Source organism: Gimesia chilikensis, from assembly GCF_008329715.1.
In the GTDB taxonomy this organism is placed as follows: domain Bacteria; phylum Planctomycetota; class Planctomycetia; order Planctomycetales; family Planctomycetaceae; genus Gimesia; species Gimesia chilikensis.
Window position 1 is genome coordinate 75,783 of sequence record NZ_VTSR01000017.1, and the last position, 12,521, is coordinate 88,303.

10 protein-coding genes are annotated in these 12,521 nt (G+C 51.9%); 8 read left to right on the forward strand and 2 right to left on the reverse strand.

Translation table 11 applies throughout. The features are described 5' to 3' along the window. The first annotated feature begins 42 nt into the window (after positions 1 to 42). The 6 genes from FYZ48_RS20555 (at position 43) to FYZ48_RS20580 (ending at position 5,739) form a co-directional block, all read left to right on the forward strand. Positions 43 to 813 carry an alpha/beta hydrolase gene (locus FYZ48_RS20555; protein ID WP_149343841.1) on the forward strand — a complete coding sequence of 257 codons (771 nt, stop codon included), beginning with the start codon at positions 43 to 45 and terminating at the stop codon, positions 811 to 813. 213 nt (positions 814 to 1,026) lie between these two features. Next, positions 1,027 to 1,332, forward strand: a complete 306-nt coding sequence (locus FYZ48_RS20560; RefSeq protein WP_145046517.1) for a hypothetical protein — start codon at positions 1,027 to 1,029, stop codon at positions 1,330 to 1,332. Positions 1,333 to 1,591: 259 nt separating this feature from the next. Continuing rightward, complete coding sequence (gene recO / locus FYZ48_RS20565; RefSeq protein WP_149343843.1) at positions 1,592 to 2,338, forward strand: DNA repair protein RecO; 747 nt, start codon at positions 1,592 to 1,594, stop codon at positions 2,336 to 2,338. Between the two features lie 31 nt (positions 2,339 to 2,369). Beyond that, positions 2,370 to 3,842 (forward strand): outer membrane protein assembly factor BamD, encoded by a 1,473-nt coding sequence (bamD, locus tag FYZ48_RS20570; protein ID WP_149343845.1) that lies wholly within the window; start codon positions 2,370 to 2,372, stop codon positions 3,840 to 3,842. Positions 3,843 to 3,887: 45 nt separating this feature from the next. After that, complete coding sequence (gene lptE, locus FYZ48_RS20575) at positions 3,888 to 4,409, forward strand: LPS assembly lipoprotein LptE (RefSeq protein ID WP_149343847.1); 522 nt, start codon at positions 3,888 to 3,890, stop codon at positions 4,407 to 4,409. Between the two features lie 187 nt (positions 4,410 to 4,596). Next, on the forward strand, positions 4,597 to 5,739 hold the full coding sequence (locus FYZ48_RS20580) for a PASTA domain-containing protein (protein WP_149343849.1): 1,143 nt from the start codon (positions 4,597 to 4,599) through the stop codon (positions 5,737 to 5,739). Between the two features lie 60 nt (positions 5,740 to 5,799). Here the strand turns inward: FYZ48_RS20580 and smpB are convergent, their stop codons facing one another. Both smpB and FYZ48_RS20590 read right to left on the reverse strand, forming a co-directional pair. Further along, complete coding sequence (gene smpB / locus FYZ48_RS20585; RefSeq protein ID WP_145043994.1) at positions 5,800 to 6,294, reverse strand: SsrA-binding protein SmpB; 495 nt, start codon at positions 6,292 to 6,294, stop codon at positions 5,800 to 5,802. Positions 6,295 to 6,453: 159 nt separating this feature from the next. Next, complete coding sequence (locus FYZ48_RS20590) at positions 6,454 to 7,203, reverse strand: FHIPEP family type III secretion protein (RefSeq protein WP_149343851.1); 750 nt, start codon at positions 7,201 to 7,203, stop codon at positions 6,454 to 6,456. Positions 7,204 to 7,656: 453 nt separating this feature from the next. Between FYZ48_RS20590 and FYZ48_RS20595 the strand changes: the two genes are divergently transcribed. Next, a complete protein-coding gene (locus tag FYZ48_RS20595) occupies positions 7,657 to 10,938 on the forward strand; it encodes a PSD1 and planctomycete cytochrome C domain-containing protein (RefSeq protein WP_198422249.1) in 3,282 nt (1,093 codons plus the stop codon). Positions 10,939 to 10,947: 9 nt separating this feature from the next. Then, entirely contained in the window at positions 10,948 to 12,405 is a 1,458-nt protein-coding gene (locus FYZ48_RS20600; protein ID WP_149343855.1) for a DUF1501 domain-containing protein, read from the forward strand. The last annotated feature ends 116 nt before the right edge of the window (positions 12,406 to 12,521 follow it).

Genomic DNA, 12,521 nt, shown 5'->3' on the forward strand with positions numbered 1-12,521 from the left:
TTAAGACTACCCCCTGATTCACTCACTGAAAGCAAAATGAAAATGGATTATTCTCAACGTCTTAAATGGATTGAACATATTTTACAGACAGAGAGCAGAGGGTTAGACCGTCTCAATTCTTCAGGCAGCAACTCGGAACCGACCTCGGATACAGAGACCACTCTGAATCTGCCCCTGAAGCATATTTCCCTGTTCCGCCCCGAACATTACCAGTCAGGCTACGCTTATCCGCTCGTAATCTGGCTGCATCCAGATTGTGGCTCAGAACACGACCTGCATACGGTAATGCCTGAAATCAGTACCCGAAACTACCTGGGACTCTCATTTCGGGCTCCAGCCATCGACCCCAAAACACCACAGAACGGCTATCGCTGGCCCGACAGCCAGCTGTTTATCGAGTTGTTTCTCAGTCAGGTGGAACAAACGGTTGAAGAATTGAAAAAGGTATTCCACATCCATCCCGATCGGATTTATCTGGCAGGGAAGGGCACCGGTTGTTCAATTGCCACCCGCCTGCTGCTGCAGTCAGAGAACCTGTTTGCAGGAGCTGCTCTCCTGGAGGGACATTTCAGCAAGCACGATTTCCAGTATCAGGAAACCGGTGATCTCGCAGGGAAACGGATTCTGCTGGATCCACAGCACTCCCAGCAGCCCTTGTCCACACAGCGACTGATGCGACTCTGGAAAACCAGAGGCGCGGACGTCCAACTCCCGCATCCGTCTCAGCATTCAGTACAAAACCAGGGCCGCGAACTCCTGCGGGCCCTCGATTACTGGATCATGGAAGGAATTTCCACTGCGAAGCTGGCCTGAGTCAGGTTCTCTGCCGCAGTTGATTACGCCCGTACAGTTTCAATTACGACGATTAATCGGTTTATGCCGAAGTTTCCTGTCGTAATGCGTCCGGTCTGGCCGATGAATTAACTGGAACCCGGTACCGACACCGGAGTCCGACTGCTGAAATTTACGGGCAGCCCTGTGTGGACTGTTCGCTTTATTCTACCGACCGGCAAGGAGAGAACTATGATGGTGCGGCGTCTCATGCTCGCAGGGTTGTTCCTGTTTGTGGTTGGGTTGGCCACGTCTATTTTTTCCCCTGCTGATGCACTGGCAGCCGGACGCGGACAACCAACCGACTGGAAACGATTCTACTATTACCCCTATGTCTATTATCCCCAGAACTTCCAGCGACCTCAGGGGAGCTATGACAATCTCTATTACCGCTATCCGGAAAATATGAGAATCCCGGTTTACAACAAAGACTGGCACAACTTCTACCCAAGTGAACGTCCTTACCACAAAGGCAATCACTTCTATCTGGACGTCTTTTAAAAGACTCCCTGCGTGACTCTCTATAGCACGCCCCGTGATCTGAACACCAAAGCCTGCGAAGTATTTCGCAGGCTTTTTTAATTCCCCTCTGAGAACGGAATTTCCAGTCAGTTCCACTTTCCACAATCGACGCTGACATTCTAAAATTATCCCAGAATGAATCCTGGCTCAGGAATCACAGTTTCACTTTCCGCAGGCGGTAGACATCCTCTGACCAGCCCTCCGATCCCAATTCAAAACGCCCGGCAGTTACAGCTTTATGTCAAACGAAAAAACGGAAGGTGTCATCATTCGACTGGCCGACTTCAGCGAGTCGAGCAAAGTGGTTACCTGGTTTACGCGGGACTTTGGGAAAACTGCGTGTCTGGCGAAAGGTGCCAAGCGGCTGAAAAGCTCATTTGAGGCTGCTATTGACTTACTTGCCACATGTCGGATAGTCTTCATCCGAAAATCTTCCGGCGGGCTCGATATTCTCACCGAAGCCCAGCTCGTGAATCGTTTTCGACCTTATCCTGGAAATCTGTCTCACCTGTATGTGGGGTATTATATCGCAGAACTGCTGGATGCTCTGACCGAGGAGTACGATCCTCACCCGGAGCTGTACGACGCAGTCTGCGAAACAATACAGCACCTGCAGGAACAAGACGATTTCCAGAAACCTTTGATTAAATTTGAATTAACCATATTAGAGGAGATCGGTCAGCTTCCTCAGTTCGAATACTGTGCCGGCTGTAACGGCGAACTGGGGCCTGCTGAAGCGTATCTCTATGATGCCCATAACGGCGGAGTGTATTGCCGGGATTGTGAACAGCAGAGACACGGAAATGTGCGTGTCTCGCGGGGAACCATCTCGGTACTGCAGAAACTGTCAACTGAAAAAACGGTACTGTCCCAGCGACTGAACCTGTCCCTTCAACAACAACGCGAGATTCGACACCTGCTGTCAACTACCATGTCCCATATCCTGGGGCGTCGCCCCAAAATGGCGTCCTACCTCAAACTGTAATCAATTCATTTTCCTCAGGTGGAAGTCACGGATGACCATGTCCACTTATGATCGACTTAATAAAACTTCACGCGTATTCCGCACTGTAGTTCAGGCTCTGATTCTCAGCGTCTGTGTCAGTGCCACGGGCTGCGCCATGTTCAGCGACCGTTCGACCGGATTATCCGCATGGAAACCACCCTGGTCTAAGAAAAGCGTGACCGACGATCCCACTATCGACAACGTACGCGGCCCCATGCAGCGCGTGCTGCAGACAGCGATGTGGAAAAAAGAACGGGAATCCAATTTCATCAAACCTGGCGTTGGTGCAACTGAATACAAAAAAGCCCAGGAATTGTTTGAAGCCAAGAATTACAAAGAGGCTGAAAAAGAATTCAAGGCCATCGTCAAGAAATTCAAAAACGATCCCATTCGAGAAGACGCTCAGTTCATGATCGCCGAGTGTCAGTTTGCCCGGAAGCGATACTCCTGGGCACAGGACAGCTACGATCAGTTGCTGGTAGATTTCCCTTCCACACGTCACCTCGACCAGACGACCAAGCGGATGTTTACCATTGCACGCCACTGGTTGCAGGATCCTTCGATTATTTCCGGCAGTGAAGTCCATCAGGTTAACCTGGAGGAACCGGGCTCGGACTCCCCCGAACTGCCCGATGATGGTAAAAAACGCAGCAGCCGCTGGGCACTGGTGCCCAACCTGTTTGACCGCAGTCGCCCTGTGTTCGATACCGAAAACCGTGCTCTCGAAGCCCTCAAGTCTATCTGGCTGCATGACCCTACCGGTCCTCTGGCCGATGACGCTCTGATGCTGACCGCCAGTCATTACCTGCAGAAGGGGCGTTACATGGATGCAGACCGGACATTCGGCCTGCTGCGTGAAGAATATCCGAAAAGTCCCCATTTGAAGGATGCCTTCATGCTGGGAACGCACGTGAAACTCATGTCTTATCAGGGACCCCGCTACGATGCCACCGTGCTCGACGATGCTGGAAACCTGAAAGAGACTACACTGCGGATGTTCCCCAACGCCGACAAACAACGGCTGAAGACGGAACTCCAGAAAATCGAATACGCGAAAGCGAAGCGTGAGTGGGAGACCGTTCAATACTGGATGCGTCGCAGCAAACCCAAGTCAGCAGCAGTCTACTGTAACCTGCTGATCGAACATTATCCCACGTCTCCCTTTGCCAATCAGGCCCGCGATCTGCTGGCCGAACTGGGACGCGATAACACGAATCATCTCTGGGCCAATTACGCGGTACCAGGGAAAAAGTCAGCTGTAAAAGAACCAGAACCAGCTCGCTTCTCACTACCGGGCATTCCCGGTTTTGGCGGCGATGAACCCAAGGCGGTTCCCGCCCCGTCCAAAGCACCTGCTGAACAGGCACCCGCTGAGGATACGGGACTTGAACCTCCGGCCCGTTTGAGACTGGATGGACTGGACGAACCGATTAGAAGAATTCCGTCAGACGGAGAACCGGAACCGGCACGGATCCAACTGTAAGCCTCTCTGCCTGGCAGAATTGTGTCACCCTGTATGACTTAGTTTATGAAACGTTTTGTGGTCAACCTGTTCGTGCTGCTGGTGCTGTCAGTCAACCTGCCAGGCTGCGGCTACACCGTCGGCAATTCGTATCAGCCCGACGTACAGACAGTGTATGTACCTATTTTTGAAAATCAGACTCTGCGTCGTGGGTATGAGTACCAGTTAACTGAGGCCGTGCAGCGTAAGATTCAGTCACGAACTCCCTTCCGACTGGCCAAAGGCATAGAAGCAGATACCAGGCTCACCGGGACCATCAGGAAAATCAATAAATCAGTATTGGGGACCACTCAAAATGACGATCCTCGTAATCTGAATCTGGAGTTTGTCGTGGATGTCACCTGGGAAGATATGCGAAGTGGCCAAATCCTGTCACAGCAGCAGGTTCCCATTACTGCCGATGTCGTCAACCTGGTTTCCCAGGCTTCGTTTGCACCGGAAGTCGGGCAATCCCTGGCGACAGCCACCCAGAGAGTCACCGATGAGCTGGCCAATCAGATTGTTCAACTTATGGAAGCCCCCTGGTAAATTTGATCCACAAACACACATGGTCAGGATCTCTCTATCCTGATAAAATCCCACACCATTTCAGAAACCCAACAATTTAAACCATCCCCACCTTTCAGATGAACCTGTCTACTACACAAGTACGGATTGCGAAATCTCATCGGGCCTCAAGCCAGACCTGCAATTCAGGGAAGGATTTGGATATCAAATGAAGTCAAAACCTGTCTTACACCAAAGTGCTCTCACGTTATTCTCCTGGGCGATGCTGACACTGCTTGTGACCGCGTCTCTCGAGGCGCAGGTCGATCAGCGAAAACCACGCCCCGACCCGGCCGACGCAGTAATGCAGGTCCAGGAACTCCCCAAAGCGCTGGAAGGCATTCTGGAGAAATGGGAAAAGGAATCAGGCAAAATCAATAAACTGGAAGGCGAGCATGTTCGCATCTGGTATGACGATGTTTTCTGTGTCGAAAAACGCTCCGAGGGAAAATTTTATTACGAGAAACCAGATAAAGGCCGGATCGATATTACCGGCATGAAAATTGGTAAGAATGCCAAGCCGGGTAAAGTGAATCCCAAAACAGGAAAACCCTTCATATTACAACCTGGCGAAAATGAGAAATGGATCTGTGACGGACATCGGATTTTCAAAATTGATGAAGATGAAAAAGCGTACGAAGTCTTTCCGATCCCCCTGGAGCGTCGTGGTGCCAATATCATGGAAGGCCCCCTGCCGTTCCTGTTCGGGATGCCTGCAAAAACTGCCAAACAACGCTATTATTTAAAACTGATAGATAACTCACCACAACAAATTGTCATCGCTGTCAAACCACGTCGGCGGGCAGATGCGGCAAATTACCAGGAAGCCAAAGTCCTGTTGGATCCAAATACGTATCTGCCACGAGCTGTGCAGTTAATTCACCCAGGCGGGAATCAGTCCACTGTTTACAGTTTCCAAAAAGTGGAAGCGAACAAAGCCAGAGGCATCATCGCCAAAGTATTCGGGAACAGTCCATTTACCCCGGACCTGGAAGGCTATCAGCTTCAGGGAAAAGTAGTTGCTCAAGCCGATGGTGGCCAGACACAACAACCTGCTCCGCAGCAACAGATCGCCCCCGTTCAACATGCCACTTTTAAAGTACCAAATATGGTCGGGCATGACTTTAAATCCGCCAGAAAAGTGCTGGAAGATATGGGCCTGAAACCTCAGTTTCACCGAGGCGATCCTGCAGAGCAACCCAAGTTGATCTACCAGGTTTATCAGCAGGTCCCTGTACCAGGTTCCGCAGCTCAGAAGGGTCAGACGATTCATCTGAAGCTCTACGTCGATCCGAGCAAAGCACAAAACTGAGCCAGGAAAGACAAGAAATAACTCATAGAAAAGCCCTGGGGAAACTACCCCGGGGCTTTTTTAGTTATTGCGGGCGCGCATCGCACGTTGAATATCCATGCGAGCGGAATCTTTCTTGAGCTTCTCTCGCTTGTCGTGCAGTTTACGCCCCTTGGCGATTCCCAGCTTCACTTTCACCAGGCCACGGGTGAAATAAACGGTCAATGGAATCAGCGTCAGACTTGAGTTCTCGGACCGCTCAGCAAATTTGCGGATCTCGGCTTTCTTCATCAGCAGCTTCCGGGGACGCCGGGTCTGATGATTCATTGTGTTCGCCTGCGGATACAGCGCGATATCACAGTTAAAGAGCCAGACTTCCCCATCCTGCACGCGGGCAAACGCCTCTTCGATGGAGATTTTGTTCGCGCGGATGCTTTTGACTTCGCTCCCCGCCAGCATGATCCCGCAATCGAGTGTATCCAGTATCTCGTAATTGTGACGGGCCTTACGATTCTGGCAGACGGTACGCGAATTAGGATCTTCTTTCGAAGCTTTCTTCTTTCCCTTTTTACCCATTGCCAGAATCTCCTGAAGTCACCCGGTTAATCGGGCGAACGATGCTTACTCTAAAGACGTACATTTTAACCGAGAATGAACTGATTTCAATCAGTTTGAAATCACACGCGCGTCTGGTATCGACACGCGTACGTGTGATCTGGTTCAGCAGTAAATCACTTAATTGCTGTCCTGTCGCAGTTGAACCTGCAGGGCTCCCAACATCCGGGTAATCTGCTTTTCCTTACTGGAGATGAAAGGAACATTATCCAGCACAATGGCCCGCGGCTCATTACGGGGATGCAGTACCAGTCGACCGGAACGCAGCAGGAGATATTCAAAGATATCGCTGATTTCCTTGTCAATCTTCAGATTGGGAGCCGAGAATCGTTCGAGGTCACTCAGGAATCCATGGTGATGCAGCAGTTCATTACCACGAACTTCCCAATAGTCAAAGCGAACATAAATACCCACGCAGATAAAGATCAGCCCCAGAATTCCGGAGAACATCCAGTACATCTGAGAATTGGCCCAGGGACGCAGACTTTTCAGGAAATTCGACAGTGCGGGGACAATTTCCGGGTTAAACCGCAGGATCATCCAGGCCCCCATAAACAGAGCCACGCCGAGGAAGAACAGCGTCAACGACGTGGTGCGAGGAAAGTCAAACGCCAGTACTGTCAGATTAAAGCCAAAGACGCCCAGAAAGATCAGGGCCATGACTTCAGCCGTATGTTCCGATTTACCGCCCACATACGCTGATTCTCCGGCGAATGTCATGAAAATCGCTGCTGCGATTGAGACGATCAGGGTTGGATAGAGAAACACAATCTTGGGGTAGGAAATCAGGTAAATACGGTCGGGGACATCATCTTTGTGCTGCCCGGCTCCCGGTTTCAGTTCCTCACCCATCGTGGAATCATCGGCCATGATCGAATCCCTTATCATTATTCACTGGTGCTGGAGTCTGACGCTGAAACGCAGACCCCGTTATTAATCGAATAGACTTCCTTGAGCACAACGCATTTTGAGCCGCCAGGGATCACCAAAACCTGCGAGCAGAGCCCGATTTGAGCACTGTCTCGGTGGAAATGTGTAGTATCCCCGGCAATTCAGAACCGTTAGTGTTCCGCAATAGTAGACGTGCTGAATGCGGACTGCAAGGCTGTTTAGGGACTGATACTTAGGACCTGCTACCTATATTCCCACCTGGCTGAGTTGTCGCTAGATGGGAAAGGGCCACTGTGTTTGCCGATTATCACTGCGACTGGCTCTATTTTGTATAAAATATACAAAGAAAAATATATATAATATATAAAAATCAAAAGTAAGGACTTACTCACCTCCCGATTCCTTGGTACATATTAATGTATGAAAATACGATTGCCTGAACCCGTTCGTATCGTTTCAGTTCTGGGATTTTTAACCCTGATCACTGTCTCTACGCCCACCTTAGAGGCGGCAGAGAAGGTTGACTACCTGAAACAGATCAAACCACTGCTGACCGAAAAGTGCTACTCCTGCCACAGTGCCCTCAAGCAGGAAGCTGAGCTACGCGTTGAAACTCGCGAGTTGATGCTCAATGGCGGTGACAGCGGCGCAGCCCTCGTTCCCGGCAAACCGGATGACAGCCTGATGCTCTACCGGATCATGGCAGAGGGGGACGAACAGATGCCTCCACCTGAGGAAGGTGCACGTCTCTCAGCCAAACAGATCGAACTCATCAAAACCTGGATTGAGCAGGGAGCAGAGTCGCCGGCTGAAACGATACCCGGGCGACCGGAAGACCACTGGGCCTTCCAGCCTCCCGTCAAAGCCAAACTTCCTGCAGGAAATCATTCAAATCCGATTGATGCACTCCTGGGGGAAAAACAACAGTCACAGAACCTGACCCCGGTCGCTCCGGCTTCCAGGCGAATTTTACTCAGACGTGTCTATCTGGATCTGATCGGCCTGCCACCTTCACCGGAAGAGATCGAACAGTTCGTAAACGACACCAATCCCAAAGCCTATGAAAAAGCCGTCGATCGCCTGCTGGCCAGTCCCCAATACGGAGAACGCTGGGGCAGACACTGGATGGATATCTGGCGTTATACAGACTGGTACGGTCTGGGAAAACAGTTACGTTACAGCCAGAAGCATATCTGGCACTGGCGGGACTGGATAATTGAATCGCTGAATAACGACAGCAGCTACGCAGAGATGGTGCAGGACATGCTGGCGGCAGACGAAATCAAGCCGACCGATCGCGATGCACTGCGGGCCACCGGTTTCCTCGCAAGACACTACTACCTGTTTAACCGCACGACCTGGCTGGACAGCACCCTGGAACACACCTCGAAAGCGTTTCTGGGACTCACCATGAACTGCGCCAAGTGTCATGATCACAAGTATGACCCTCTGACGCATCACGACTATTACCAGATGCGGGCCATCTTCGAACCATATCAGGTCCGCCTGGATCCTGTTCCGGGAGTCACCGACTTGGAGCAAGACGGGCTCCCGCGGATCTTCGATGCCCACAATGATGCCAAGACCTACGTGCATGTCCGGGGTAACGAAAAAGATCCTGACAAAAGCCAGGCCATGCCGCCTGCAACACCGGAGATTTTCACGTTCCGAGAATATAAGCCTGCACCGGTCTCTCTCCCCGCAACCGCACATCATCCTGCCCTGCAGGAATTTGTTCTCAAAGACCAGTTAAAAGCCGCTGACGCAAAAATCGCTGCAGCACAGAGCAGTCATCAGAAAGCGGAACAGCAACTGGCGGAACTGGAAAAGACGGCCCGGTCTCAGGTTGCTCAAACAAAATCACCTGCTCCTTCCAAACCCTTTCTGATCGATGATTTTGCAAAAGCCAATACGGAACTCTGGGAACTCGGTCCCGGACAATGGGCCTATCAGGATGGAAAATTGATCCAGACAAAAACCGGTTACGGCCGCGCTTACCTGCGATCCAGGGCGGATCACCCCGAGGACTTCCAGGCCACATTCAAATTCAAAACTACAGGTGGTGATAAATGGCGGTCAGTTGGACTCGCATTCGATGTGCATGGAGATCGGGAAAAGATGATCTACCTGAGTGCGGTCCAGCCCGGTTCCAAGCTGCAGGTCAGCTATAAAGAAGATGCAAAATCCATCTATCCTTCTGATGGTCGCCACGCCTGCGAAGTCAGCCTGAATGAGAACTATGAGCTGGAGATCAAAGTTCGCGATCAGCTCATCAACGTCTCCCTCAACGGCGAACATGCACTCGCTTATTCTCTACCGCTGGCACGGGAAGCCGGGAAAATCGATCTGCTGGCATTCGATGCTGCCGCAGAATTCGATTCTGTCAAGATTATCCCCCTGCCAGCTGATGCAGAAATGATTCAAGGTAAACAGCCTGCCAAACCGAGCCTGGAAGTCGCGCGGGCCAGGTCCAGAACCGCAGCAGCGGCCCTGCAGTCGGCAAAACTGTATAAAGCCTCGCTGGAGGCCGCATTCGCCGCGGACAAAGCCGCATATTCTGATCTGCCCGAAGAGAAACAGACCGAATTGAAACGCGCTGCCGCTCTGGCGGCCCGTCAGTATGAACTGGCCCAGGCGGAAGAGAAACTGGCTCAGCTGCAGGAAAAACGGCAAGCGACCACTAAGGCTGCAGATCAGAAAAAACTGGACAAAGAGATTCAGACCGCCGACAGCAAACTGCAGGCAGCCCGGAAAGCGATTGAGGAACCAGGTGAGAAATACACACGGGTTCGTGCTTCGCGTAAGGCACTGGAGGGGCCAGCTGAAACGGAAGCTTCCCGTTCACAGCCTTACCCCACAACCAGCACCGGCCGACGCACCGCCTTCGCCCGCTGGGTCACTGATCGCCAGAATCCGCTGACCGCCCGTGTCGCCGTCAACCACATCTGGTTGAGGCACTTCGGTCAGCCACTGGTAGAAGATGTAACCGACTTCGGCCTGCGTTCCAAACAGCCACTGCATCAGGATCTGCTGGACTGGCTGGCAGTCGATTTCATGGAACACAACTGGAGCATGAAACACCTGCATCGCCTGATGGTCACATCACAGACTTATCAACTCAGCAGTTCAACCCGCGACGCCGACCCAGAGACACTCAAAGCCGATTCAGCCAATGCGTACTACTGGCGTCGGAATACTGTCCGCATGGAATCGGAAGTCATCCGTGACAGCCTGCTCTCCCTGGCCGGAGAACTGGATCTGACGCTGGGTGGCCCGACTATTGATCCCAATAAAAATACAGACAGCAAACGCCGCAGCCTGTACTTCACTTACTCTCGTGACTCCCAGGAAAAATTCCTGAGTATGTTTGATGCTGCTGACATCTTTGCCTGTTACCGTCGCCAGGAAAGCGTTGTTCCCCAGCAGGCACTGGCTCTGGCAAACAGTAAAGTTTCCTTGCAGATGGCACGTAAAATCACAGCTCGATTACGAAAACAGGCTCCCGAAGCTAATGACGAGGAATTCGTCAAGCGTGCCTATGAACTGATTCTCTGTGTCGAACCGACGGCGGAGGCCCAGTCACTCTGTCTGCAGGCACTGGGGGAAATGCAATCCGTGCTCAAGGCGTCCGGGCAAAAAGATCCGCTCTGGCGCTCCCGCGAGAACCTGGTTCACGCCTTACTCAATCATAATGATTTCATCACCATTCGCTGAAGGTGCCTCATGAATCATCCATCATATTCTGATCAGACACAAAGCCCGTTACCCCGCCGTCATTTTATGGGCAGCCTGGGGTCCGGACTGGCCGGGATCTCTCTGGCTTCTCTACTGCAGGAAGAAGCGCAGGCCTCCGGACATCATCCGCCGACCGGACAACCACACTTTCCTCCCAAAGCCAAAAGTGTGATCTGGCTGTTTATGCGGGGTGGCGTCAGTCATATGGAGAGCTTCGACCCCAAGCCGATGCTCACCAAATACGAAGGGAAATCGATCAGTGAGACTCCCTGGAAAGACGTGCAGGACCCGGAAAAGCTGAAAAAAGTCCGAGTGGTTGTGGTCAATGATGCAAATGGTCAGCAGCGTAATAAAATCTATCCGTTGCAGGTCGGTCATAAAAAGTATGGCGATAGCGGCATCGAAGTCAGCGACTGGTTCCCCCATATCGGCGGTTGTGTTGATGATATTTCCATCGTGCGTTCAATGTGGACGACCGATGACAACCACGGTGCCCAGGTGCAGTTCCATTCCGGCCGTCACATGCTCGACGGGCGTGTGCCTACAATTGGTGCCTGGGTCAATTATGGTCTCGGCACTCTGAACCAGAACCTCCCACAGTTTATCAACATGGGGCCGCGTTTCTTTGACGTTCGCGACGGTCATTACCTGGGCCCCGCCTATGATTCCGTTCCTCTGAAAGTCGACCCGAAAAATCCACTCCCTTATGCCAAGCCGGAACTGGATCTTTCTCATCGGGAACAGCAGATTGAGTTTTCTCTGGTCAACCAGTTGAATCAACTCAGTGCCGAACAGTATCCGAACGATACTACGCTACAGGCACGCATGAAATCCTACGAACTGGCGTTCCGCATGCAGACCGCAGTCCCAGAGGTGATTCGTTTCGATCAGGAAACCAAAGAGACCCAGGATCTCTATGGACTCAACAACCCGGAGACCAAACCATTTGGCATGCAACTCCTGGCAGCCCGTCGATTCGTCGAAAAGGGAGTCCGTTTCATTCAGATCATGCATGGGCCTGGTGCCGCCGGTGCCTGGGATTCACACTCTAACCTTAAGAAAAGCCACTCCAAACTGGCCAAACAGGTTGATCAACCTGCTGCTGGTCTGCTGAAAGACCTCAAACGCCGTGGGCTGCTCAAAGATACGATCGTCGTCTTCGCCACTGAATTCGGACGGACCCCCGGATCACAGGGAAGTAATGGCCGCGATCACCATCCGTACGGATTCTCAATCTGGATGGCCGGCGGTGGACTGAAAGGGGGCGTTGCACACGGGGCAACCGATGAACTCGGCTTCCACGCCGTGGAAAAACCGCATTATGTGACCGACGTGCATGCCACCTTGATGAAGCAGCTTGGCCTGAATGCCCGCCTGCTGGAAGTGCCCGGCCATAAGCGTATCGAAATGGATTTCGGTCACCCCATTGATGAAATCATCGCATAATTCAGCACCTTCATCACCAGCCGGGCCGCTTTTCACGGTATTCATCCGGCTTCTTTTCTACTGACCGGTCGAATCCGCTCACGGAACCAGTATAATAAGATCGTGCGATTCAGAAT

Coding starts and splice junctions, on each gene's coding strand:
- FYZ48_RS20590 (WP_149343851.1), bottom strand. CDS start 7,203: ATGGCCGATGATTCCACGATGGGTGAGGAACTGAAACCGGGAGCCGGG.
- FYZ48_RS20580 (WP_149343849.1), top strand. CDS start 4,597: ATGAAGTCAAAACCTGTCTTACACCAAAGTGCTCTCACGTTATTCTCC.
- bamD (WP_149343845.1), top strand. CDS start 2,370: ATGACCATGTCCACTTATGATCGACTTAATAAAACTTCACGCGTATTC.
- smpB (WP_145043994.1), bottom strand. CDS start 6,294: ATGGGTAAAAAGGGAAAGAAGAAAGCTTCGAAAGAAGATCCTAATTCG.
- FYZ48_RS20555 (WP_149343841.1), top strand. CDS start 43: ATGGATTATTCTCAACGTCTTAAATGGATTGAACATATTTTACAGACA.
- FYZ48_RS20560 (WP_145046517.1), top strand. CDS start 1,027: ATGGTGCGGCGTCTCATGCTCGCAGGGTTGTTCCTGTTTGTGGTTGGG.
- recO (WP_149343843.1), top strand. CDS start 1,592: ATGTCAAACGAAAAAACGGAAGGTGTCATCATTCGACTGGCCGACTTC.
- FYZ48_RS20600 (WP_149343855.1), top strand. CDS start 10,948: ATGAATCATCCATCATATTCTGATCAGACACAAAGCCCGTTACCCCGC.
- lptE (WP_149343847.1), top strand. CDS start 3,888: ATGAAACGTTTTGTGGTCAACCTGTTCGTGCTGCTGGTGCTGTCAGTC.